This is a genomic window from Sphingomonas sp. CFBP 13728, assembly GCF_014841895.1.
Classification (GTDB): domain Bacteria; phylum Pseudomonadota; class Alphaproteobacteria; order Sphingomonadales; family Sphingomonadaceae; genus Sphingomonas.
Window position 1 is genome coordinate 1,446,658 of sequence record NZ_JACYUS010000001.1, and the last position, 22,057, is coordinate 1,468,714.

The following is a 22,057-nucleotide window of genomic DNA, read 5'->3' on the forward strand; positions in this document are numbered from 1 at the left end:
TGCCAGATCAGGCGGCGAGCGCGGTTTGACGCCAATGTCTGTCGTCGTCGTTGTCGGCATTCGTCGATCGTGTTTTCCGCGAGCGGATCGCGCGCTTGTGGGCTTTTGCAGCCGGGCGACGCGTGAAGACGCTGAGCCAGCGCGTCATGAAACCCCGGACGCGCAGGCTGGATGCTGCAGCGGCCAGCGCCATGAGAATGTCGAAATAGGCTGAAATCTCGAACGTCGTGATCCAGATCGCGACATCGGGCGCCGCCAAAGTGAGCAGCCTGATACCGTCGCCTTCGCCGACGAGCGTAACCATCGCAGCCGCGATCATCAGCAGGAACATCACCGCAGCATCGCCTCGGGTGAACCGTAGCAACCGTGCCGCTGGTTTATCGATCAGCACGTGACGCATGGCCCGGCCGATCGGGGTTTGGGGGGCGGTGGCCATGACCAGCCAACATGCGACCGCGGTGAAAAGACATGCCAGCATTGCGCCCCCCTTTGGTTCAGTATGTAGCCAGTTTATTCCCCGGCGAACACGCCCTTCAACTTGGCGAAGAAGCCCTGGCTCGCCGGGCACTCATCGCCCGTCTCCGTCTCGCGGAACATCTCGAGCAGTTCCTTCTGGCGGTTGCTGAGACGCGTGGGGGTTTCGACGTCGATCTGGACGACGAGGTCGCCGTGGCCGCGGCCCTGCAATACCGGCATGCCGGCGCCGCGCTGGCGGAGTTGCTTGCCCGACTGGATGCCGGCGGGAATCTTCACCTCGTGCGTGCGGCCGTCGAGGCCGGGGATCGACAGCGAACCGCCGAGCGACGCAACCGTGAAGCTGATCGGCGCGCGCGCGAACAAGGTCGTGCCTTCGCGCTCGAACAGATTGTGCTTGGTGACGTGGAGGAAGATGTAGAGGTCGCCGGACGGTGCGCCGCGGGCGCCCGCCTCGCCCTCGCCCGACATGCGGATCCTCGTGCCTTCGTCGACACCGGGAGGGACGTTGATCGACAGCGTCTTGGTCTTCTCGACGCGACCTTCGCCGCGGCAATCCGGGCACGGGTCGGCGATGACTTCGCCCGCACCGTTGCAGACCGGGCAGGCGCGCTCGACCACGAAGAAGCCCTGCTGTGCCCGCACCTTGCCGTGCCCGCCACAATGCTGGCAGGTCTTCGCGCGCGTACCGACCTTGGCGCCCGAGCCGTCGCAGGTGTCGCATAGCGCGGAGACGTCGATCGTGATCTCGGTCGTCTTGCCGTGAAACGCTTCTTCCAAGCTGACTTCCATGTCGTAGCGCAGGTCCGCGCCGCGTCGTGCCGCCGAGCGACCGCCGCCGCGCTGTGCGCCGCCCATGAACTCGCCAAAGACGCTTTCGAAGATGTCGCTGAAGCCGCCGAAATCCTGCGCGCCGCCGCCATGACCACCACCGCCGCCGTTCTGGAATGCGGCGTGGCCGAAGCGATCATAGGCCGCACGCTTCTGCGGGTCCTTGAGGCACTCGTACGCCTCGCTGACCGCCTTGAACTGCGCTTCGGAATCCTTGCAGCCCGAATTCTTGTCCGGGTGATACTTCATCGCGAGCTTGCGGTAGGACGACTTGATCGTCCCCGCATCCGCGGTCCGCTCGCATTCGAGCAGTTCGTAATAATCTGTCTGGGTACTCATGATCTCAAGCCCTCTCCCCTCCGGGGAGAGGGTTGGGAGAGGGGCGCCACACGCGGCCCCTCTCGGTACTGCCCCTCACCCCGACCCTCTCCCCGACGGGGAGAGGGGGACGTCGGTTACGCCTTCGGGTTGTCGTCGACTTCCGAGAACTCGGCGTCGACGACGTCGTCGTCCTTCTTCGCGCCGTCGGCCGACGGCGATGCGTCCGCCTGGGCCTGCTTCTCGTAGATCGCCTGGCCGAGCTTCATCGCGACCTGGGCGAGCGCGGTGCTCTTCTCGGTCATCGCGTCCGCATCGCCGCTTTCGACCGCAGCCTTGGTCGCGTCGATCGCAGCCTGGATCTCGGTCTTCAGCGACTCGTCGACCTTGTCGCCATTGTCGGCAAGCTGACGCTCGGTGGTGTGGACCAGCGACTCGGCGTTGTTCTTCGCCTCGGCGCCCGCACGACGCTTCTTGTCCTCCTCGGCGAAGGTCTCGGCGTCGCGGACCATCTGGTCGATGTCGTTGTCCGACAGGCCACCCGATGCCTGGATGCGGATCTGCTGCTCCTTGCCGGTGCCCTTGTCCTTCGCCGAGACGCTGACGAGGCCGTTGGCATCGATGTCGAACGTGACTTCGATCTGCGGCACGCCGCGCGGTGCGGGCGGAATGCCGACGAGATCGAAATTGCCGAGCATCTTGTTGTCGGCCGCCATCTCGCGCTCGCCCTGGAACACGCGGATCGTCACCGCGCCCTGGTTGTCGTCGGCGGTCGAGTAGGTCTGCGACTTCTTGGTCGGGATCGTCGTGTTGCGATCGATCATCCGGGTGAACACGCCACCCAGCGTCTCGATGCCGAGCGACAGCGGCGTCACGTCGAGCAGCAGCACGTCCTTGACGTCGCCCTGCAGCACGCCGGCCTGGATCGCGGCGCCCATCGCGACGACCTCGTCCGGGTTGACGCCGGTGTGCGGCTCCTTGCCGAAGAACTGCTTCACGACTTCACGGACGCGCGGCATGCGCGTCATGCCGCCGACCAACACGACCTCCGAGATGTCCTCGGGCTTCAGGCCGCCGTCTGCGAGCGCCTTGCGGCAAGGCTCGAGCGTACGCTTGACCAGGTCCTCGACCATCCGCTCCAGGTCGGCGCGGGTGATCGACTTCACCAGATGCTTCGGGCCGTTCTGGTCCGCGGTGATGAAGGGCAGGTTGACCTCGGTCGACTGCGCCGAGCTGAGCTCGATCTTCGCCTTCTCGGCCGCTTCCTTCAGACGCTGGAGCGCCAGCTTGTCCTTGGCAAGGTCGATGCCCTCGGCTTTCTTGAACTCGTCGGCGAGGTACTGGACGATCTTGTTGTCGAAATCCTCACCGCCGAGGAAGGTGTCACCGTTCGTGGCCTTCACCTCGAACACGCCGTCGCCGATTTCCAGCACCGAGATGTCGAACGTGCCGCCGCCGAGATCGTAGACCGCGATCGTCTTGCCGTCCTGCTTGTCGAGGCCGTAGGCTAGCGCCGCCGCAGTCGGCTCGTTGATGATGCGCAGCACTTCGAGGCCCGCGATCTGGCCGGCATCCTTGGTCGCCTGGCGCTGGGCGTCGTTAAAGTACGCAGGAACCGTGATGACCGCCTGCGTGACCGTCTCGCCGAGATACGACTCAGCGGTTTCCTTCATCTTCTGCAGCGTGAACGCCGAGATCTGCGACGGCGAGTAATCCTTGCCGCCTGCCGAGACCCATGCGTCGCCGTTCGGGCCACGCGAGATCTTGTACGGGACCAGCTCGGTGTCCTTCTTGGTGATCGGATCGTCGAAGCGACGGCCGATCAGGCGCTTCACCGCGAAGATGGTGTTGTCGCCGTTCGTCACTGCCTGGCGCTTGGCCGGCTGGCCGACCAGTCGCTCGCCGTCCTTGGCGAAGGCGACGATCGACGGCGTGGTGCGCGCGCCCTCGGAATTCTCGATGACCTTGGGCTTGCCGCCTTCCATGACGGAAACGCAGCTGTTGGTCGTGCCGAGATCGATACCGATTACTTTAGCCATGAGTTCTGATTAGCCCCTCACTTGAAACGAAAATACGAAATCCGCTCCACCCCGTTTCGGAGGCGGAACCTTTCTGATGATGGGCGCGATATAGGTGGCCTCGCGCTTGCCGCAAGATTGTACCGGTCATAGGATGCACAAGAGGCAACCCCCGGGGAAAGTTAACCTATGCGTATCGTTTTCGGACTGGGTGTTGCGGCGATGACACTGGCGTCGTGCTCGCCGCCGAAGGAACTGTCGGTGGACGGGGCCTGGGTGCGGCTCGGCGCGGTCACCGGACGCCCGGCGGCGGCGTATTTCACGGTGCACGGGGGTCCTACGCCGGCGACGCTGATCTCGGTCACCACCGACGTCGCGATCAAGGCCGAGATGCACGAGACGATGGACAAGGGCGGCATGTCGACGATGGCACCGCTGACACGCGTCGACATTCCCGCGAATACGGACGTAGCGTTCGCGCCGGGTGGGCGGCATGTGATGCTGTTCAACATGAACTCGGGGATCAAACCCGCTGATCGCGTGACGCTCACGTTCGCGTTCGCAGATGGGACGCGCATCATAAACAACGCGACCGTGGTCGCGGCGGGGACCCCGGCGGGTAAGTGAAGCGCGGACTTACCGAGGCGGAGACGGCGCTCGCGGCATCGGTGTTCGGGGGCGCGATCGATTACTCTTCGGTGAGTTTGGCTCGGAGCAAATGGGCGTTCTTCCAGCCGCGCGATACGGTGATGGCGCCGCGCGGCTGCATCCACTTCCACCCCAAGGGCGATCTTTGGTGCGACGACTTTGCGCACGCCAACCTGACGTTGCAGGGGCTGTTCATTCACGAGATGACACACATCTGGCAGCACCAGCGCGGCGTGTTCCTGCCCTTGGCGCGGCATCCCTGGTGTCGGTACGACTATGCGTTCCGGCCGGGGGTGGCGCTGCATCGCTACGGGATTGAGCAACAGGGCGAAATCGTGCGGCACGCCTTCCTGCTGCGCGCGGGCGCAAAGGTGGCGGGCGCCCCGCCGCTCGCGCAGTATGAGACGGTGCTGCCGTTCACGCCATTAGTGTCGGCCTGACGTCAGCCACCCCGTCCCCCCACCGTCATCCCAGCGAAAGCTGGGATCTCAAGCGGCAAGGGCGCGCGCTATCACGGGGAGATCCCAGCTTTCGCTGGGGTGACGGACGTTTGTTACAGCCAGCTACGACCATCCGGCCCGGCACATCCGTAAGGCGGCAACTGGCCAGGGAACCGCGCCTGCATCTTGTGGCAGCCCCAGGCGCGCATCGGTCCCGGCGCGTAGCCGTTCAACGCGATGCCGACCTCGTCATACGGGCTCGAACCCTGCGCAACGTACATGTACCAACGTCCGCCGAACATCACCGCCGCGGCGATGAGCACGACACAAACGACCTGGATGATTTTCTGCATTGAAGACCCCTTTTGTAAACAAGGGCGCCCCGTTGCAGCCAACATGGATCAATTTCAACCACCGATCTGGTAGATCGAGACCCACCCGATCGGCAGAAATCCGCCGTTTACAGCGCGTCGAAATCGATAGGTCGTGTTCTACCAAGCGCTTGCGGCGCTTCGGGCATCGGATACTTCAGTCCCGTCGCGCAGTTGAAAAGAACGACCTTGTCGTCCTCGTCGACCAACCCAGTGTTCAGCGCCTGATGATAGGCGGCTAACGTCGCGCCACCCTCGGGGCATAGCAGCAACCCGTCCTGCTTTGCCGCCGCATCGACCGCCTTCAAGATCGCCGGATCGCCGACCGCCATTGCCTGTCCGCCACTTTCGCGCACCGCGCGCAGGATCAGAAAGTCGCCGACCGCCTTCGGCACACGGATGCCGGCCGCGACGGTGCTGGCGTCTTCCCAACGCTCGGCATGCTCCTCGCCCGCTTCGAACGCGCGGACGATCGGCGCGCAGCCGCTCGCCTGCACCGCGAACATCTTCGGGCGCTCCGAGCCGATCCAGCCAAGCTTCTCGAGTTCGTCGAACGCCTTCCACATTCCGATCAGCCCGGTGCCGCCACCGGTAGGGTAGAAGATCGCATCCGGCAGTTTCCAACCGAATTGCGTGGCGAGTTCGAGCCCCATCGTCTTCTTGCCCTCGATCCGATAGGGCTCCTTCAGCGTCGAGAAGTCGAACCAGCGGCCCTCCGCGGCGCCCTTGCCGACGATCGCGCCGCAATCGTCGATCAGGCCGTTGACCCGCCAGACCCGCGCGCCCTGCATCGCGATCTCGCGGACGTTGATCTCGGGCGTGTCGTCCGGGCAGAACACGATCGTCTCGATCCCGCAGCGGGTGGCATAAGCCGCGAGCGCTGCGCCCGCATTGCCGTTGGTCGGCATCGCGATTTTCTTGACCCCAAGCTCCTTCGCCATCGCCACGGCCATGACGAGGCCTCGGGCCTTGAAGCTACCGGTCGGGAGGCGGCCTTCGTCCTTGACGAGCACGTTGGGGCCGCCGGACTTGGTCAGCGGCACCAACGGCGTCTCGATCTCGCCGAGGCTGACGATGTTGGACGTGTGGCGGACGGGGAGAAGTTCGCGCCACCGCCACAGATCGGTCGACCGCGCCTCGATCGTCTCCCGCGAAACCGCGGACCGCACCGCGTTGAGATCGTAGCGGACGAGCAAAGGCCGCCCGGCGCGGGACAGCCCGTGAAGCTGATCCGCCTCATACCGCTCGCCGGTGATCGAGCATTCGAGATGCGTGACGAAGGTCTGGCGATCGGCGGTGAGGTTCTGGTTCATGAACTGACTTTCAAATCCTCCCCTGCAAGGGGAGGGGGACCAGCGCAGCTGGTGGAGGGGGCGTGCCGCGTTCGTAACGCTCGACGTAAGCCCCCGGCCGCAGATGGTACGCGGGAGGGGAGCCCCCTCCACCACCACGCAAGCGCGTGGCGGTCCCCCTCCCCGTCCCGGGGAGGATTCAGCCAGCCTTGGCGACGCCAACCATCGCGGGACGCAGCAGGCGGTCCTTGATCATGTAGCCCGCCTGCATTTCCTGGACGATGGTCCCGGCAGGCTGGTCGCTCGGAACCTCCAGCATCGCCTGGTGCTTGTTCGGATCGAGCATCTGGCCTTCCGCGGCGATCTTGGTGATGCCGTGGCGCTGGAACACGCTCTCCAGCTCGCGACCGGTCGCCTCGAGTCCTGTGACGAGCCCCTTCATCTTGTCGTCCGCGCGCAAATCGGCCGGGATAGCCGACAGGCCCCGCGACAGGTTGTCGGCGACCGACAACACGTCGCGCGCAAACGCCGTCGCGGCATAGGCGCGGGCGTCCTGCGCTTCTTTCTCGGCGCGGCGGCGGACGTTCTGGATCTCCGCCTGCGCGTAGAGGACGTTCTGCTTGGCTTCCGCCAGCTGGTTCTCCAGTTCCGCGACGCGGTCGTTCGAGGCCACCTCAGGCGCGGCTTCGGCGGTCTCTTCGCGCAGGTCTGCAGGCGTGTTCTGGTCGATGTCGGACATGGTTTTCCCTATAAATTGGGCCGGCTCAACCCATCAACCGGGCGAGCGTTGCAGCCGTGAAATCCACCATGGGCACGACGCGCGCATAGTTCAACCGCGTGGGGCCGATCACGCCGACCACGCCGACCACCCGGCCGTCCAATCCGCGGAAGGGCCTGGCGATCACCGAAGACCCCGACAACGCGAACAATTTGGTCTCCGCGCCGATGAAAATCCGCGTCGAATCACCGGCCCGCGCACTGTCCAGAAGCGATGCGACTTCCTGCTTTCCCTCGAGATCGTCGAGCAGGTCACGGACCCGGTCGAGATCGGCGGCGGCGGCGGCATCGATCAGGCGCCCCTGCCCGCGGACGATCAGCACCGGGCGACGATCCGCATCCTCGCTCCACACCGCGATGCCGCGCTCGACCAACGTCCGCGCCGCACCGTCGAGCGCCGCCTGCCCGTCCGCCAACTCGCGCTCGATCCGGGTCCGCGCATCTGCCAGCGTCAGGCCGCCGAGCGTCGCCGACATGTAGTTGCCCGCCTCGATCAGCGCAGACGGCGACATGCCCTTGGGCAGCGCGATCACGCGATTCTCGACCGAGCCGTCCTCGCTGACCAGCACCGCCAGTGCCTGTTCGGGCGACAGCGCGACGAAGGCGATCTGGCGGAGCTTCAACTCGCGCTTGGGGACCATCACCAGTCCCGCGCAGGCCGACAGCCCCGACAGCGCGAGCGTGGTGGCGGCCAGCGCCTCCTCGACCGGGCCGCCAACACCGGCGCGTGCCTCGATCGTCTGGCGTTCCTCGAAGGACGGCTCCATCGCCTGCATCATGCCGTCGACGAACAGTCGCAGGCCCCGGTCGGTCGGCATGCGGCCGGCGCTGGTATGCGGGCTGGCGAGCAGGCCAAGGCCTTCGAGTTCGCCCATCACGCCGCGAATCGACGCGGGTGAGAGGCTGAGACCGGTCAGCTGCGCGATCGTCTTCGACCCGACAGGCGTACCGCTGGCGAGATAGCTGTCTACCACCGCACGAAAAATGTCGCGCGCGCGATCGGTCAGTTCGGTGACGGGGGGCGTGGCCATCGCTTTGATCTAGGCTGGCGAGCGACCAAACGAAAGGCTAGGCAGCGGCAATTACTCACACCCCGTTCGTGCCAAGTAGGGGTCGAGCGAAGTCGAGAACCCGTATCGAGGTACATGTCCTTCGATACGCCCTCTCGACAAGCTCGATGGCTACTCGGGACGAACGGCAATTTGATTAGGATAAGACTATGCGCCCATCCGGCCGAGCCCCAGACCAGATGCGTGCGATCACGATCGAGCCGCGCTTCACCAAGCATGCCGAGGGCTCCGTCCTGATCGGCTTCGGCGACACGAAAGTGCTCGTCACCGCCAGCGTCGAGGAGAAGGTGCCGCCGTTCATGCGCGGCAAGGGCGAAGGCTGGGTGACCGCCGAATACGGCATGCTCCCGCGCGCCACCAACACGCGCAACAACCGCGAGGCCGCCAAGGGCAAGCAGTCGGGTCGCACGCAGGAAATCCAGCGGTTGATCGGCCGTAGCCTTCGCGCGGTCGTCGACCTCAAGCTGCTCGGCGAGCGCCAGATCGTGATCGACTGCGACGTGATCCAGGCGGATGGCGGCACGCGCACCGCGTCGATCTCGGGCGGCTGGGTCGCGCTGCGGCTCGCGATCGACGGCTTGCTGGCGAGCGGCAAGCTGTCCGCCGACCCGCTGACGCAGAAGGTCGCGGCGATCAGCTGCGGCATCTACCAGGGCAATCCGGTGCTGGACCTCGACTATATCGAGGATTCGGGCGCAGATGCGGATGCGAACTTCGTGCTGCTGGAGAACGGCAATATCGCCGAGGCGCAGGCGACCGCCGAGGGCGCGACCTATGACGAGGAGGCGCTGCTCCGCCTGCTGCGGCTCGCGCGGATCGGCTGCACCGACATCTTCGCGGCGCAGGCGAAAGCCGTGGCCAAGTGAGCGGCGAGGGCAAGGAACCGCAGGCGATCCGCAAGCTCCAGCCGGGCAAGCTGGTCATCGCCAGCCACAACAAGGGCAAGGTGCGCGAGATCGCCGCGTTACTCGAAGGGCGCGGGCTGGAAGTCGTTTCCGCCGCCGAGCTCGATCTGCCGGAGCCCGTCGAGACGGGCACGACGTTCTTCGCCAATGCCGAACTGAAGGCGCGCTCGGCGGCGGACCTGTCGGGCTATCCCGCGCTCGCGGACGATAGCGGGCTGTGCGTCGATGCGCTGAACGGCGATCCGGGCGTCTACACGGCGGATTGGGCGGAAACGCCGAACGGTCGCGATTGGATGATGGCGATGCAGAAGGTCGAGGACGCAGTCGTCGCCAAGGGTCCGGACGCAACGCGCGGTGCGCATTTCGTCAGCGTGCTCGCGCTGGCGTGGCCCGATGGTCATGTCGAATGGTTCGAAGGTCGCGCCGAGGGGACGTTGACCTGGCCGCCGCGTGGCAATGTCGGGTTCGGGTATGACCCGGTATTCGTGCCGCTCGGCTACGACCAGACCTATGCCGAGCTGCCACACGAGACGAAGAACGCGATCAGCCATCGGAACGAGGCGTTCAAGTTGCTGGAAGCGGCGGTATTCTGAAAATCTGGCGGCGGGGAACCTGCCGCCAGCTTCTCGTCATCCTGACGAAAGTCAGGATCCAGGATAACGGGCGGTGCCCTTGATGGCTCTGGATCCTGACTTTCGTCAGGATGACGGAGCAGGTGTAGTTCAGACTGCGATCGCCTGCTTCACCGGCCACGTCACCGCGGGCAGCGCCTCGAATGCAGGCTTGGCGAGCAGATACCCCTGGATGTACCGCACGCCGAGCCCCCGCAGTGCCTCGAACTCGCCAAGCGTCTCGAGCCCCTCGGCGATCACCGTGATCCCCAGCGCGGTGCACATCCGCAGCATCCCCTCGACGATCATCCGCCGCGGCAGGCTGGTGTCGATGTCGCGAATCAGCTCCATGTCGAGCTTGATGATATCCGGCTGGAACCGCGCGAGCAGGTTCAATCCGGCATGCCCCGCGCCGAAATCATCGAGCGCGGTGCCGAAACCCATCTTCTGATACGTCGCGATAATGTTCGCGACATGCGCAGGATCCAGCATCTCCTCGTTCTCGGTGAACTCGAAGATGAGGCGATCGGTCGGCATGCCGACTGCCGCCGCCGTCTTGAGCGTCAACTGGATGCACGCTGCCGGCGAATAGACCGCGTTCGGGAGGAAGTTGATCGACAGTCGCGCGGGCGTATCGAGCAGCCCGGCCTTCACCGACGCCTCGATCGCGCGCACCCGGCATTGCTGGTCGAACGCATACAGATTTGCGCCATCGACTTGTGACAAGACGCTCGCCGCCGACTGCCCTTCGGGACCACGTACAAGCGCTTCGTAGGCGAAGACGGTCTCGGTCTCGACGTCGACGATCGGCTGGAACGCCATCGAGAAGGCAAACGACAGGCCGGCGCCGTCTCGGCATCCGACGCAGCCACCGGGCCGAGCGCCATCGGGTTTGGATACTGGTATCATTAAAGCAGGTTAGCCGACGATCGCTTAAGAAAGTACCACCGAGGTAGCACTACCTGCTTATCCTAGATCAATAGGCGCGTTCGCCGAAGACGTTGCCGGGGGGCGAGTAGCGGCACACCAGATAGTCGTCCGTCTTGTTGCTCGCCATCGCGCAGCCGACCTGTGTCGAATTGCGCCAGATGATCTGCGTGTAGTGACCGACGTCCTCGAACTTGCCGGTGCGGCTGAACCCGGGCGTCGGCTGGTTGATGAAATCGCGTTTCTCGGCGACCCAGTGGCCCATCATCTCGGTATACGCATAGGCGTAGCGCGTGCCGGTCCAGAGGTTTTCGCCTTCGCGCGACATGCCCTGGGGTTGCGGGGCGTGCGCGAATTTCCGTGTGCGGGCCAGTTCCTCGGCATAGGCGCGCGCGGTGGTCGCCAGCGTATCGCTCCAGGCGAGCGGTGCCACGCCGACGGCAGCGCGGGCGGCATTGTGGCCGTCCATCATCGCCGTCTTGAGCAGGCTCGCGCCGCGCGGTGCCGGCGCCATGGTATCGCGCGGCTCGACGACACGCTCGGGGCCCTGCGCGCAGCCCGCCAGCAACAGCGCCCCGGCGATCGCCAAACCCATCCGTGCCGTCATTGCGCTTCCTTCGGCCGCACCGTGCGACCATATGCGCGAGATAATGCACGTCTTCGAAACACCAAGCCCCCGCTCCGATTCCCCGGGCGACCTCGCGCTGTACGTCCACTGGCCGTTCTGCGTGTCGAAATGTCCGTATTGCGACTTCAACAGCCATGTTCGGGAAGAGGTGGACCAGGCGGCTTGGCGTGATGCGCTGCTGACCGACCTCGCGCATGAGGCGCGGGTGTTGCCGGGGCGGAAGTTGCAGTCGATCTTCTTCGGGGGTGGCACGCCGTCGCTGATGCCGCCGTCGACGGTCGCCGCTGTGCTGGATGCGGCGGAGAAGGCCTGGGGGTTCGCCGATGGAATCGAGATCACGCTCGAGGCGAATCCGTCTTCGGTCGAGGCGGCACGGTTTGCGGATTTGGCGCGTGCTGGGGTAAACCGGGTGTCGCTGGGGTTGCAGTCGCTCGACGATCAGGCGCTGAAGTTTTTGGGGCGCGCGCATGACGTGAACGAGGGGCAGGCTGCGCTGGCGACTGCGCAGAGCGTGTTTCCACGCGTGAGTTTCGACCTGATCTATGCGCTTCCCGGTCAGCGGCTCGACGACTGGCGGGCCGAACTGGCGCGCGCGCTGAGCCTGGGGACGGAACATCTCTCGCTGTATCAGCTGACGATCGAGGCCGGCACGCGGTTCGCGACCGAGGCTTTGGCGGGGCGGATCGTGATACCCGACGGCGACTCGGCGGCCGACCTGTTCGAGGCGACGCGTGCGGATACCGCGGCGGCGGGGTTGCCGGCGTACGAGACGTCGAACCATGCGCGGCCGGGGTCGGAGAGCCGCCACAACCTCGCTTACTGGCGGTACCAGGATTATGCCGGGATCGGGCCGGGAGCGCATGGGCGTCGCGGCGGGCTGGCGACGGTGCGGCGGAAAAAGCCGGAGAACTGGCTGGCCGCGATCGAGCGCAACGGCCACGGCATGGAGGTGGAGGATCCGCTTTCCCCGTCGACGCGGGCGACCGAGGCTTTGCTGATGGGGTTGCGGTTGGCGGAAGGCGTGGATCTGGACCGGATCACAGCGCTGAACGCGGGCGTGGTGCCGGTCGATCTGGCGGCGGTGGCGCGGTTGGAGGCGCTCGGGCTGATCGTGCACTCACCGGGTCGATTGCGCGTTACCGAGGCGGGTGCGCTTCTGCTCGACGCGATCCTGCCCGAGATCGTCACCGCCTAGAGGTGTTCACCCGCGAAGGCGGGTGAACATAGACCTTACTTCGCGAAGCCGGCCGGTGCGGGCGAGACCACCGTGGTCGTGCCGCTGCGGATTTCCTTCACCTCTAGCGCGCGCTCGGCGACGTTGTCCTTGCCGAAGCGGAAAGCGCCGTCGATGCCTGCGAAGCCGTCGCCGTCGCGCAGGCGGTTCACCGGGAACGGGGTGCCGGGCTTCCAGTCGCGCGCGATGCGGACCGTCAGCAGGACCGAGTCGTAGCCGAGGCTCGACAAGCGGTATGGCCCTGCCCCGAACCGCGCGCGATATTTTGCGGCGTATTGACGGTACAGCGTGTCCGAAACGCTGGCGTACCACGCGCCCGACAGTGCAGGCTTCGCGGCAATCGCGGTGTCGGAGTTCCAGAGTTCGGTGCCGAGGATCCGCGTCGAGGCGCCGCCGCCGCGCTTGACCATCGCAGCCGCGGAGGCTGCGGTGGCGCCGCCATCGGCGATCAGGACCGCATCATAGGGGGCTTTCGCCGCAAGCCGCGTGACCGCGCCTGAGATGCCACCGGGACCCCGCGCGTAGGTCTGGAGCGAAACGACCTGGCCGCCCGCGCCCTCTACCGCGCGGAGGAAAGCGGTGGAGGCGCGCTCGCCGTACAGGCCGTTGGGGACGAGGCCGGCGAAGTTGCTGACGCCGCGCTCTTTCGCGAAATCGACGACGCGCGCGATCGACTGGGTCGGGACATAGCCCATCAGGTACGCGCCGTTGCCCGCCACGCCGAGATCGTTGGAGAAGCTCAGCACCGGGATATTCGCGGCGCGCGCGATCGGTGCGACCGCGCGGACGTCGTCGGCGAGCAGAGGCCCGAGGATCAGCTGCGCGCCCTCGGCGATCGCGCGCTGGGCGGCGGCGGCGGCACCGGTCGCGGTGTCGTAGTTGGTGATGCGGACGCGCTGGTTCTGCGTGTCGAGCAGCGCGAGCATCGTCGCGTTGGCGATCGAGGTGCCGACACCGGCGTTGCTACCCGACAGCGGCACGAGCAGCGCGACGCGGTTACGCTCGGCATCGCGCGGGATGCCGGTCTCGACGCCGATGTCGGGGCGATCGACGGGGCGCGTGGTCGGGCGCTGCTGCGATGGCTCGACGGGACCACGCGGGACGATCGTCTGGCACGCGCCGAGCAGGCACGCCGCGGCAAGCGTCGCCCATCGCCCGAATGTGCCCATCGAAAGCGGGCCGGATTGCCCTATCGTCGTCGCGTCTGCCATGACCGTCCCCATGAACCCTGAAACTCTTCTCGATCCCGGCCTCTACATCGTCGCGACCCCGATCGGCAATCTTGGCGATCTGTCGCCGCGCGCCGCCGACATCCTCCGCCGCGCCGACGTGATCGCGGTCGAGGACAGCCGCGTAACCGCCGGTCTGCTCCGCCACATCGGCACCAAGACGCCGATGGTGCCGTATCATGACCACAGCGCGGAAGGTGTGCGCCCGGCGCTGATCGCGCGGATGGCGACGCAGGCGGTGGCGCTGGTATCGGATGCGGGGACGCCGCTGATTTCCGATCCGGGATTCAAGCTGGTGCGTGATGCGCGCGCGGCGGGGCATCTGGTGGTGACGATTCCGGGGCCATGCGCGGCGGTGGCAGCGCTGACACTGGCGGGGTTGCCGACCGATCGGTTCCTGTTCGTGGGCTTCCTGCCGTCGAAGATGCACGCGCGGGCCGAGGCGATCGCGGAGGTGGCGACGATCCGCGCGACTCTGGTGATGTATGAGTCGGGGCCGCGGCTCGGCGCGTGCCTTGCGGCGTTGGCGGAAGGACTTGGCGACCGCGAGGCGGCGGTGACGCGCGAGATAAGCAAGAAGTTCGAGGAGGCAGTGACGGGAACCCTCTCGACGCTCGCCGCGCGCTATGCGGATGCACCGCCGCGCGGGGAGATCGTGATCGTCGTCGCACCGCCGGGCGAGGCACCGCCTGCGAGTGCGGAGGACGGCGATGCTGCGCTGGTCGAGGCTTTGACGCGACTGTCAACGGGACAGGCGGCGAGCGAGGTGGCGAAGAAGCTCGGGCTCGATCGCAAGGCGCTGTATGCGCGGGCGCTGGAGTTGAAGCCCAAGCCCTGATCTCCCCTCCCGCTTGCGGGAGGGGTCGGGGGAGGGCATGCCATGGACGTGCCGCCCCCGCCCTCCCCTAGCCCCTCCCGCAAGCGGAAGGGGACGCACGACCGAAAGGCTGCGGAGGCGACCGGACGTCGCGGTGAGCGGCTGGCGGGGTGGTGGCTGCGCCTCAAGGGCTGGAGCATTCTCGATCGCAGAGTCCGCACGCCCGCCGGCGAGGTCGACCTCGTCGCGCGAAAGGGCAACCTCGTCGCATTCGTCGAGGTAAAAACCCGCGTGACCGCTGCCGAACTCGACTTCGCGATCGACGAACGTCGCCTCGCGCGCGTGGCAGCAGCGGCGGAGTTTCTGATGCCGCGCTATGCCGGCCCCGGCGACGATATCCGCGTCGACGTCATCCTGCTCGCCCCCGGCACGCGACCACGCCATATCGAGAATGCCTGGATCGGGTGACTTCGCGCCCGCCCGCGCCTACATGCGCTCGACCGAACAGAAGGAAGACGCATGAGCCTCACCGTCGCCGTCCAGATGGACCCGCTCGACAGCATCAACATCGCCGGCGATTCGACCTTCGCGCTGATGTTGTCCGCGCAGGACCGCGGGCACACGCTCTTCCATTACTCGGCCGAGGACCTGAACTACCGCGACGGCAAGGTCTGGGCGAAGGCGCATCCGGTCACCGTACAGCGCGTCGTCGGCGATCACTTCAGCGTCGGCGAGCCCGTCAACCTCGACCTCGGCGACGAGGCCGACGTGGTTCTGATGCGGCAGGATCCCCCGTTCGATCTCGGCTATATCACCGCGACGCATCTGCTCGAGCGGATCGCCGACAAGACGCTGGTCGTGAACGATCCCGCGCAGGTACGGAACGCGCCCGAGAAGGTGTTCGTGCTCGATTACCCGCAGTTCATGCCGCCGACGCTCGTCACGCGCTCGCTCGACGAGGCGCGGAAGTTTCTCGCCGAGCATGGCGCGATCGTCATCAAGCCGCTGCACGGCAATGGCGGCAAGGCGATCTTCAAGGTCGAGTCGGACGGCGCGAACCTGTCGGCGCTGATGGAGGTCTTCAACATGACGTGGCGCGAGCCGCACATGGTGCAGGCGTTCCTCCCCGACGTGGCGAAGGGCGACAAGCGCATCGTGCTGATCGACGGCGAGGTCGCGGGGGCGATCAACCGCCTGCCCGGCGAAGGCGAGATCCGTTCGAACCTTGCGGTCGGCGGCTCGGCGGAGAAGTCGGTGCTGACCGACAAGGAGCGCGAGATCTGCGCGGTGCTCGGACCGGAACTGAAGAAGCGCGGGCTGCTGTTCGTCGGCATCGACGTGATCGGCGGGACGTGGCTGACCGAGATCAACGTGACCTCGCCGACCGGAATCGTCGCGATCGAGAAGTTCGATGGAACCGATGTCGCGGGCATGATCTGGGATGCGATCGAGGCGAAGGTCGCCGTGCGGTAGGCGGACAGGATCCCCCCCGGCGGAAGCCGGGGCCCAATTGGAAAGGTTGCAGTAACGGCGCACCGTCCTCCGTCATAACCGTCCCCCAATTGGGCCCCGGCCTTCGCCGGGGTGGTGGGAGGCGGTGGAACACATCCGGCGTCCCGGCAGTATGTGATACCCATGACCGAATTCATCCTCGATCTCATCGCCTGGGGCGGATATTTCGGTATCTTCCTGTTGATGGCGCTCGAGAATATTGTGCCGCCGGTGCCGTCGGAAGTCATCATGGGGCTCGGCGGCATGGCCGTCGCGCGCGGCGACATGAGCGTCGTACCGTTGATCGCCTGGGGCACCGCGGGCTCGGTCGTCGGCAATTACTTCTGGTATTATATCGGCCGCAACATCGGCTACGAACGCTTCCGCCCGTTCATCGAGCGCAACGGGCGCTGGCTGACGATGGAATGGTCCGACGTCGAGCAGATTCACCGCTTCTTCATGAAGCGCGGCGGCTGGGTGATCTTCGTATTCCGGTTCATGCCGACCTTCCGCACCGTCATCTCGCTTCCCGCGGGGATGACGCGGATGCCGATCTGGCAGTTCGTGATCTGGACCGCGGCGGGCAGCGCGATCTGGAACACCGTGCTGACCTATGCGGGCATCCTGCTCGGCTCGCATTTCGAGGAACTCGACCGCTACGTCGGCCCGGTCGCGGTCGCCACCTTCGTGGTCATCATCATCGGCTATGGCTGGCGCGTGCTGACCTGGAAGCCGAAGGGCTAGACGCCGCCATGCGGGTGAGCGTTGCGGTACACGTCCATCAGATGCGCCGCATCGACCTGCGTATAGACCTGCGTCGAACTCAGGCTCGCATGACCGAGCAACTCCTGTAGCGCGCGCAAATCCGCCCCCCGCCCCAGCAGATGCGTTGCGAAGCTGTGGCGCAGAGCATGCGGCGTCGTCCGATCGCCCAGCCCGAGTCGCGCTCTCGCGCCCTGAACCGCCCGGCGGATCATCACCGGCGACAACGCCCCGCCCTTCGCCCCACGGAACAGCGGTTCGCCGCGCGTAACCGGCCACGGCGTCTGCGCGACATATGCTTCGATCGCCGTACGCACCTGCGGTAACAAGGGCACCACGCGCGTCTTGGCGCGCTTGCCTGTCACCCGGATCGTATCACCGAGCGGCAGGATATCGCCCCGCAACGTCAACGCCTCGCCGATTCGCAAGCCTGCGCCGTACAACAGCATCAACACCGCCCAGTCGCGCGCGCCGATCCATGGCTCGGCTGCATCGTCGGCCACCTCTTCGGCCAACGCGACCGCTTCGGCCGGCGAGATCGGCCGCGGCACGCCCGCCTTCACGCGCGGCCCCCGCATTCGCGGCTGCTCCGCGCCTTCGTTCGCCCAGGCGAGAAACCCGCGCACCGCCGACAATTCGCGCGCCGCGGATGAATTGCCCAACCCCGCCTCGCGACGCTGCGTCAGATACGCCCGCAGGTCCGTCGCCGTCACCCGCGCCAGCGCCCCGCGCGTGATCCGCTCCCCCCAATGCCCGACCAGGAACGCCGTCAGCCGCTCCGCCGATGCCTGGTAGGCCCGCACCGTGTGCACCGATCGCCGACGATCGCGCGCAAGATGATCCGCCCAGAGCATCGACGGCGGCAGGGGATCCTCATAGTCCATCGTTGGACAGTAACGCGTTCCGCCTGCAAAGAAAATTAACCCCCCTTGCGATATCGAGTGCCATGTCCCCCGCCGATCTCCCGTTCGATATCTTTGCAGATGAAGCGCGGCGCGTGGCGGCGCTTCACGCGCTCGCGTTGCTGGACAGCGAGCCGGAACGCGAATTCGACGCGCTCGTCGCACTCGCGGCCGAAATGCTGGACTGCCCGACCGCGCTGATGACCCTGGTCGACAGCGACAGGCTCTGGATCAAGGCAGCGGCCGGTGGCGAGCGCGGCGAGATCAGCCGCGACATCGGCATGTGCGCCTACACGATCCAGAACGAGGATCCGCTCGTCATCGAAGACCTCGACGCCGACTCGCGATTCGCGAAGAACCCGCTCGTCATGGCGGAAAGAGGCGCCCGGTTTTACGCTGGCGCCGCGATCCACGCGGTCGACGGCACCGGCGAACGTCACGCGATCGGCACGATATGCGTGATCGATACGGTGCCCCGCAGCCTGAACAACGCCGGCCGTCGTGCGCTGACCCATCTCGCGACGCTGGCCGAGGCGACGATCGCCGCGCGCTCCGCCGCTCATCAGGCGATCGCGATCGCCACCACTGCCGACAAACAGGCCGCGGCCCTCGCCCGCCAGGATCGCATCTTTCGCCAGGCGGAACGGATGGCGGCGATGGGATCGTGGCGGACCTCGCTCGATCACCAGGACATGGGTTGGTCCGACGGCGTGTTTCACATCTATGGGCTGCCGGTCGGCCCCGTGCCCGATATGGACGCAGCAATGAGCTTCTACCCGCCGCACGCGGGGGAGAAGCTCAACGCGTCGATGGCCCACACGCTGGAAACAGGGGTGCCGTTCGATATCGAGGTCGACTTCACGACCGCGCAGGGTGAGCCACGCCGGGTGCGCGTGCTCGGCGAACTGGAGACCGACGGCGGCACCACGATCGGGTTCGTCGGCGTGTTCCAGGACGTGACCGAACGCCATGCCCTCGAAACGATCTTGCGGCGGAGCGCGGATACCGATTCGCTGACCGGCATCTCCAATCGCGCCGCGTTCGATCGTGCGCTCGATTCGGCGATGACGCGCGCGCATGCCGATGGCACGCCACTGTTGCTCGCGCTGGTCGATCTCGATGGGTTCAAGGCGATCAACGACACGCTCGGCCATACCGCGGGCGACGACGTCTTGCGCGATGTCGGCCGGGTCCTGCAGGCGCCGTGGCTGAAGGGCAGCTTTGCCGCGCGACTGGGCGGCGACGAGTTCGCGGTGCTGATCGACAATCCGGGCCTCGTCGCACAACCGAGCCATGTCTGCGCGCGGCTGGAGGAGGCGTTGCGCTTCCCGATCGCGCTCAACGGGCTTGCGATGGTCAGCGCCGGCACCGTGGGGATCGCTCCGCTGGAGCCGGATTGCCATGCGATCCGCGATTTCGTCCACCGCGCCGATACGATCCTCTACAAGGCGAAACGCGCGCGGATCGGCGAACGCCGGCGAACCGACAGGCGCAACGCGGCTTAAGACGGTTCACGCGGAGTCGATCCGCCCCCATATACCGACACGATGTCGTCCCGCGCCCGTGTCCTGATCCTCAACGCCGCCCTAGGGCCGCTCGACTACCGCGTGCCCGCCGGCATGGAGGTCGGGCCGGGCTCGATCGTGGTCGCGCCGCTCGGGCCGCGGCAGTTGCTCGGCGTGGTGTGGGAGGCGGAACGGATGCCGTCCGATGCGGAGGTCGGCGACAACCGGTTGCGCAATCTGCTCGCGGTCTCGGATGTGCCGCCCTTGGGTGCCCCGCTGCGACGTCTGGTCGAGTGGACCGCGGATTATTACCTCGCGCCCGCGGCTTCGGTGTTGCGGATGACGCTGGCGTCGACCTCGGCGCTGGAGGGCGCGCGGACCGCTGTCGAGTATCGTTCTACCGGGGTAGTGCCCCCTCGCCTGACACCACAGCGGGAGCAGGCCTTGGAGCGGATCGGTGATCGCCAGGGCCTGATCCGCGAACTGGCGACGCTGGCGGAGGTCAGCGACGCGGTGATCCGCGGCTTGGTGAAGGTCGGTGCGATCGAGGCGGTCGAGGTGAGCATCGACGTCCCCTACCCCCTGCCCGATCCACAACATCACGAGCCGGTGTTGTCGGACGACCAGCGCGCGGCGGCCGATGCTCTCGTCGCAGGCGTTGCCGAACACGCGTTCCACCCGACCCTGCTCGACGGCGTCACGGGCTCGGGCAAGACCGAGGTGTATTTCGAGGCGGTCGCGCAGGCGATCCGCGATGGGCGCCAGACTTTGGTGCTGCTCCCCGAGATCGCGCTGACCGAGCCGTTCCTCAAGCGCTTCCACGACCGGTTCGGGTGCGAGCCGATCGCCTGGCATTCGGGGCTGCGATCCACCCAGCGGCGGCGCGCGTGGCGGGCGATTGCCAGTGGCGAGGCATTGGTGACGGTGGGCGCGCGGTCGGCGTTGTTCCTGCCGTACCGCGATCTCGGGCTGATCGTCGTCGACGAGGCGCACGAGACCAGCTTCAAACAGGAAGAGGGCGTGCATTATCACGCGCGCGACGTCGCGGTGATGCGCGGCAAGTTCGAGGGGTGTCCGGTCATCCTCGCCTCCGCCACGCCCGCGATCGAGACGCGGCAACAGGTCGTGACCGGGCGCTATGCCGAGCTGAAGCTGCCCGGCCGGTTCGGCGCGGCGGAGATGCCGACGATCGAGCCGATCGACCTGATCAAGGAGCCGCCCGAACGCGGCCGCTGGCTCGCCCCGCGCCTGGTCAAGGCGATGCAGGCAACGCTGGAGCGACGCGAGCAGTCGCTGCTGTTCCTCAACCGTCGCGGCTACGCCCCGCTCACGTTGTGCAGGACCTGCGGCCACCGGTTCCAATGCCCCAACTGCACCGCGTGGATGGTCGAGCATCGCCTGACGCGACGGTTGGCGTGTCATCACTGCGGCCATGCGGAGCCGACGCCGCGCGTCTGCCCCGAGTGCAAGGGCGAGGACACCCTGGTCGCCTGCGGGCCGGGGGTCGAACGGATCGCCGACGAGGTGACCGCGCTGTTCCCCGAGGCGAAGACGGCGGTCGTCACGTCGGACACGATCTGGTCGCCTGCCAAGGCCGCGGAGTTCGTCGGGCGGATGGAGGCGGGTGACATCGACATCGTCGTCGGCACCCAGTTGGTGACGAAGGGCTATCACTTCCCGAACCTCACCTTGGTAGGCGTGGTCGACGCAGACCTCGGTCTAGACGGCGGCGACCTCCGCGCGGCGGAGCGCACGTTCCAGCAGATCCGGCAGGTGTCGGGGCGTGCCGGGCGCGGCGAGAAACCGGGCCATGTGTTCATCCAGACGCACAGCCCCGGCGCGCAGGTCATGCAGGCGCTCATCACCGGCGACGCAGATGCGTTCTACGCGGCGGAGACGGACGCGCGGAAGGATGCGGGGGCGCCGCCATTCGGGCGCTATGCCGCGATCGTGGTATCGTCGGAGGACCAGACGTGCGCGCACGATACGGCCAAGCTCGTCGGCCGCAGCGCCCCGGAAGTCGAAGGGATGCACGTCTACGGACCGGCCCCAGCGCCGCTGGCGATGTTGCGCGGACGCCATCGCTATCGGCTACTCGTCCACGCACGGCGGGCACTGGACGTGCAGGATGTGATCCGGGAATGGCTAGGAAAGCTGGACTGGCCGTCGAAGGTGCGGGTTACGGTAGACGTCGACCCGTATAATTTCCTGTAGCGGCGAGGGCTCTTACAGCGGAGTGCGCTTCCACCCCGGCGGAGGCAGGGGCCCAATTGGGGGACGCAGGTGATACGCGCCGCGCTTCGCTACTTCGGCCGTTCCAATTGGGCCCCGGCCTTCGCCGGGGTGGAAGCAAATTAGTGAGAAGAAAGTGTGTTCACCCGCGAAGGCGGGTGCCCAGTCTGGATCCCCGCCTTCGCGGGGAAACACGTTTTTTAGGTATGCTTACTCGCCTGCATGTTCGGCGAGGACCGTCAGGCCCTTGGCGTTGACCTCGGCGAAACCACCCTTGATCGCGATGATCTCGGGGGTGCCGTTCTGCGTGCGGAAGATCTGGACGCCTCCGTCGCGGACCGTCGACATGAAGGGCGCGTGGCCTTCGAGGACGCCGAAATCGCCTTCGGTGCCGGGGACGACGACCATGTAGACCTCCTCCGAGCGGACGAGCTTTTCTGGCGTGACGAGTTCGAAATGCAGCATGTCTGGGTCTCACTCCCCTCCCGCATGCGGGAGGGGCCGGGGGTGGGCTCGCGCCATCAGCGTCGCGCGACGTGGAGGGCGGGTGCCCACCCCCCAGCCCCCTCCCGCTT

23 protein-coding genes are annotated in these 22,057 nt (G+C 66.6%); 11 read left to right on the forward strand and 12 right to left on the reverse strand.

The window, feature by feature from the left end; translation table 11 throughout:
* Window positions 1-7 precede the first annotated feature (7 nt).
* The 3 genes from IFT67_RS06515 to dnaK form a co-directional block, all read right to left on the reverse strand.
* On the reverse strand, window positions 8-478 hold the full coding sequence (locus tag IFT67_RS06515) for a hypothetical protein (protein ID WP_192145651.1): 471 nt from the start codon (window positions 476-478) through the stop codon (window positions 8-10).
* Between the two features lie 32 nt (window positions 479-510).
* The gene (dnaJ, locus tag IFT67_RS06520; protein WP_192145653.1) at window positions 511-1,644 is read right to left on the reverse strand and encodes a molecular chaperone DnaJ; all 1,134 of its coding nucleotides are present in this window, start codon (window positions 1,642-1,644) and stop codon (window positions 511-513) included.
* A 116-nt stretch (window positions 1,645-1,760) separates the two neighbouring features.
* Window positions 1,761-3,662 (reverse strand): molecular chaperone DnaK, encoded by a 1,902-nt coding sequence (dnaK, locus tag IFT67_RS06525; RefSeq protein ID WP_192145659.1) that lies wholly within the window; start codon window positions 3,660-3,662, stop codon window positions 1,761-1,763.
* Between the two features lie 168 nt (window positions 3,663-3,830).
* Here dnaK and IFT67_RS06530 point away from each other — a divergent pair, with 168 nt between their 5' ends.
* A complete protein-coding gene (locus tag IFT67_RS06530; protein WP_192145661.1) occupies window positions 3,831-4,268 on the forward strand; it encodes a copper chaperone PCu(A)C in 438 nt (145 codons plus the stop codon).
* Entirely contained in the window at window positions 4,265-4,729 is a 465-nt protein-coding gene (locus IFT67_RS06535) for a vgr related protein (protein WP_192145663.1), read from the forward strand. The genes IFT67_RS06530 and IFT67_RS06535 overlap by 4 nt, the downstream gene beginning before the upstream one ends.
* Window positions 4,730-4,842: 113 nt before the next feature.
* On the opposite strand, the gene IFT67_RS06540 is transcribed toward IFT67_RS06535, so the two are convergent.
* The 4 genes from IFT67_RS06540 to hrcA form a co-directional block, all read right to left on the reverse strand.
* A complete protein-coding gene (locus IFT67_RS06540; RefSeq protein ID WP_107961456.1) occupies window positions 4,843-5,082 on the reverse strand; it encodes a hypothetical protein in 240 nt (79 codons plus the stop codon).
* A gap of 107 nt (window positions 5,083-5,189) precedes the next feature.
* Complete coding sequence (locus IFT67_RS06545; protein WP_192145665.1) at window positions 5,190-6,413, reverse strand: threonine synthase; 1,224 nt, start codon at window positions 6,411-6,413, stop codon at window positions 5,190-5,192.
* Between the two features lie 178 nt (window positions 6,414-6,591).
* A complete protein-coding gene (gene grpE / locus IFT67_RS06550) occupies window positions 6,592-7,131 on the reverse strand; it encodes a nucleotide exchange factor GrpE (protein ID WP_056488509.1) in 540 nt (179 codons plus the stop codon).
* A 25-nt stretch (window positions 7,132-7,156) separates the two neighbouring features.
* A complete protein-coding gene (hrcA, locus tag IFT67_RS06555) occupies window positions 7,157-8,200 on the reverse strand; it encodes a heat-inducible transcriptional repressor HrcA (RefSeq protein WP_093399755.1) in 1,044 nt (347 codons plus the stop codon).
* Window positions 8,201-8,388: 188 nt separating this feature from the next.
* Between hrcA and rph the strand changes: the two genes are divergently transcribed.
* Both rph and rdgB read left to right on the forward strand, forming a co-directional pair.
* Window positions 8,389-9,105, forward strand: coding sequence for a ribonuclease PH (gene rph, locus IFT67_RS06560; protein ID WP_192145667.1), 717 nt, complete (start codon window positions 8,389-8,391; stop codon window positions 9,103-9,105).
* Window positions 9,102-9,737, forward strand: a complete 636-nt coding sequence (gene rdgB, locus IFT67_RS06565; RefSeq protein WP_192145669.1) for an RdgB/HAM1 family non-canonical purine NTP pyrophosphatase — start codon at window positions 9,102-9,104, stop codon at window positions 9,735-9,737. The genes rph and rdgB overlap by 4 nt, the downstream gene beginning before the upstream one ends.
* 129 nt (window positions 9,738-9,866) lie before the next feature.
* Here the strand turns inward: rdgB and IFT67_RS06570 are convergent, their stop codons facing one another.
* Both IFT67_RS06570 and IFT67_RS06575 read right to left on the reverse strand, forming a co-directional pair.
* Complete coding sequence (locus tag IFT67_RS06570) at window positions 9,867-10,664, reverse strand: EAL domain-containing protein (RefSeq protein ID WP_446740796.1); 798 nt, start codon at window positions 10,662-10,664, stop codon at window positions 9,867-9,869.
* Between the two features lie 67 nt (window positions 10,665-10,731).
* Complete coding sequence (locus tag IFT67_RS06575) at window positions 10,732-11,289, reverse strand: CAP domain-containing protein (protein WP_192145671.1); 558 nt, start codon at window positions 11,287-11,289, stop codon at window positions 10,732-10,734.
* Between the two features lie 43 nt (window positions 11,290-11,332).
* Between IFT67_RS06575 and hemW the strand changes: the two genes are divergently transcribed.
* Window positions 11,333-12,505, forward strand: coding sequence for a radical SAM family heme chaperone HemW (gene hemW, locus IFT67_RS06580; protein ID WP_192145673.1), 1,173 nt, complete (start codon window positions 11,333-11,335; stop codon window positions 12,503-12,505).
* A 35-nt stretch (window positions 12,506-12,540) separates the two neighbouring features.
* Here hemW and IFT67_RS06585 read toward each other — a convergent pair whose 3' ends face one another.
* The gene (locus IFT67_RS06585; RefSeq protein ID WP_192145675.1) at window positions 12,541-13,755 is read right to left on the reverse strand and encodes a penicillin-binding protein activator; all 1,215 of its coding nucleotides are present in this window, start codon (window positions 13,753-13,755) and stop codon (window positions 12,541-12,543) included.
* Window positions 13,756-13,765: 10 nt separating this feature from the next.
* Here IFT67_RS06585 and rsmI point away from each other — a divergent pair, with 10 nt between their 5' ends.
* The 4 genes from rsmI to IFT67_RS06605 all read left to right on the forward strand — a co-directional run bounded on the left by rsmI (window position 13,766) and on the right by IFT67_RS06605 (window position 16,825).
* Window positions 13,766-14,611: a 16S rRNA (cytidine(1402)-2'-O)-methyltransferase gene (gene rsmI, locus IFT67_RS06590; protein ID WP_192146544.1), complete on the forward strand. Its 846-nt coding sequence runs from the start codon at window positions 13,766-13,768 to the stop codon at window positions 14,609-14,611.
* A 42-nt stretch (window positions 14,612-14,653) separates the two neighbouring features.
* Window positions 14,654-15,058, forward strand: coding sequence for a YraN family protein (locus IFT67_RS06595; RefSeq protein ID WP_192145677.1), 405 nt, complete (start codon window positions 14,654-14,656; stop codon window positions 15,056-15,058).
* A gap of 51 nt (window positions 15,059-15,109) precedes the next feature.
* On the forward strand, window positions 15,110-16,063 hold the full coding sequence (gshB, locus tag IFT67_RS06600) for a glutathione synthase (RefSeq protein WP_192145679.1): 954 nt from the start codon (window positions 15,110-15,112) through the stop codon (window positions 16,061-16,063).
* A 162-nt stretch (window positions 16,064-16,225) separates the two neighbouring features.
* Window positions 16,226-16,825 (forward strand): DedA family protein, encoded by a 600-nt coding sequence (locus IFT67_RS06605; RefSeq protein WP_192145681.1) that lies wholly within the window; start codon window positions 16,226-16,228, stop codon window positions 16,823-16,825.
* On the opposite strand, the gene IFT67_RS06610 is transcribed toward IFT67_RS06605, so the two are convergent.
* Window positions 16,822-17,727, reverse strand: a complete 906-nt coding sequence (locus IFT67_RS06610; protein ID WP_244647184.1) for a tyrosine recombinase XerC — start codon at window positions 17,725-17,727, stop codon at window positions 16,822-16,824. The genes IFT67_RS06605 and IFT67_RS06610 overlap by 4 nt on opposite strands.
* A 62-nt stretch (window positions 17,728-17,789) precedes the next feature.
* On the opposite strand from IFT67_RS06610, the gene IFT67_RS06615 reads away from it, so the two are divergent.
* A complete protein-coding gene (locus tag IFT67_RS06615; protein ID WP_192145687.1) occupies window positions 17,790-19,250 on the forward strand; it encodes a diguanylate cyclase domain-containing protein in 1,461 nt (486 codons plus the stop codon).
* A gap of 42 nt (window positions 19,251-19,292) precedes the next feature.
* Entirely contained in the window at window positions 19,293-21,464 is a 2,172-nt protein-coding gene (locus IFT67_RS06620) for a primosomal protein N' (protein ID WP_192145689.1), read from the forward strand.
* A 228-nt stretch (window positions 21,465-21,692) separates the two neighbouring features.
* Here IFT67_RS06620 and IFT67_RS06625 read toward each other — a convergent pair whose 3' ends face one another.
* Window positions 21,693-21,947 carry an ATP synthase F1 subunit epsilon gene (locus tag IFT67_RS06625; RefSeq protein WP_056488477.1) on the reverse strand — a complete coding sequence of 85 codons (255 nt, stop codon included), beginning with the start codon at window positions 21,945-21,947 and terminating at the stop codon, window positions 21,693-21,695.
* Window positions 21,948-22,057 lie beyond the last annotated feature (110 nt).

What these genes read in the sequence shown, in the direction of transcription:
- IFT67_RS06515 (WP_192145651.1), bottom strand. Translation starts at nt 478, where the DNA reads ATGCTGGCATGTCTTTTCACCGCGGTCGCATGTTGGCTGGTCATGGCC.
- dnaJ (WP_192145653.1), bottom strand. Translation starts at nt 1,644, where the DNA reads ATGAGTACCCAGACAGATTATTACGAACTGCTCGAATGCGAGCGGACC.
- dnaK (WP_192145659.1), bottom strand. Translation starts at nt 3,662, where the DNA reads ATGGCTAAAGTAATCGGTATCGATCTCGGCACGACCAACAGCTGCGTT.
- IFT67_RS06530 (WP_192145661.1), top strand. Translation starts at nt 3,831, where the DNA reads ATGCGTATCGTTTTCGGACTGGGTGTTGCGGCGATGACACTGGCGTCG.
- IFT67_RS06540 (WP_107961456.1), bottom strand. Translation starts at nt 5,082, where the DNA reads ATGCAGAAAATCATCCAGGTCGTTTGTGTCGTGCTCATCGCCGCGGCG.
- IFT67_RS06545 (WP_192145665.1), bottom strand. Translation starts at nt 6,413, where the DNA reads ATGAACCAGAACCTCACCGCCGATCGCCAGACCTTCGTCACGCATCTC.
- grpE (WP_056488509.1), bottom strand. Translation starts at nt 7,131, where the DNA reads ATGTCCGACATCGACCAGAACACGCCTGCAGACCTGCGCGAAGAGACC.
- hrcA (WP_093399755.1), bottom strand. Translation starts at nt 8,200, where the DNA reads ATGGCCACGCCCCCCGTCACCGAACTGACCGATCGCGCGCGCGACATT.
- rph (WP_192145667.1), top strand. Translation starts at nt 8,389, where the DNA reads ATGCGCCCATCCGGCCGAGCCCCAGACCAGATGCGTGCGATCACGATC.
- IFT67_RS06570 (WP_446740796.1), bottom strand. Translation starts at nt 10,664, where the DNA reads ATGATACCAGTATCCAAACCCGATGGCGCTCGGCCCGGTGGCTGCGTC.
- IFT67_RS06575 (WP_192145671.1), bottom strand. Translation starts at nt 11,289, where the DNA reads ATGACGGCACGGATGGGTTTGGCGATCGCCGGGGCGCTGTTGCTGGCG.
- hemW (WP_192145673.1), top strand. Translation starts at nt 11,333, where the DNA reads ATGCACGTCTTCGAAACACCAAGCCCCCGCTCCGATTCCCCGGGCGAC.
- IFT67_RS06585 (WP_192145675.1), bottom strand. Translation starts at nt 13,755, where the DNA reads ATGGCAGACGCGACGACGATAGGGCAATCCGGCCCGCTTTCGATGGGC.
- rsmI (WP_192146544.1), top strand. Translation starts at nt 13,766, where the DNA reads ATGAACCCTGAAACTCTTCTCGATCCCGGCCTCTACATCGTCGCGACC.
- IFT67_RS06595 (WP_192145677.1), top strand. Translation starts at nt 14,654, where the DNA reads ATGGACGTGCCGCCCCCGCCCTCCCCTAGCCCCTCCCGCAAGCGGAAG.
- gshB (WP_192145679.1), top strand. Translation starts at nt 15,110, where the DNA reads ATGAGCCTCACCGTCGCCGTCCAGATGGACCCGCTCGACAGCATCAAC.
- IFT67_RS06605 (WP_192145681.1), top strand. Translation starts at nt 16,226, where the DNA reads ATGACCGAATTCATCCTCGATCTCATCGCCTGGGGCGGATATTTCGGT.
- IFT67_RS06610 (WP_244647184.1), bottom strand. Translation starts at nt 17,727, where the DNA reads ATGGACTATGAGGATCCCCTGCCGCCGTCGATGCTCTGGGCGGATCAT.
- IFT67_RS06615 (WP_192145687.1), top strand. Translation starts at nt 17,790, where the DNA reads ATGTCCCCCGCCGATCTCCCGTTCGATATCTTTGCAGATGAAGCGCGG.
- IFT67_RS06620 (WP_192145689.1), top strand. Translation starts at nt 19,293, where the DNA reads ATGTCGTCCCGCGCCCGTGTCCTGATCCTCAACGCCGCCCTAGGGCCG.
- IFT67_RS06625 (WP_056488477.1), bottom strand. Translation starts at nt 21,947, where the DNA reads ATGCTGCATTTCGAACTCGTCACGCCAGAAAAGCTCGTCCGCTCGGAG.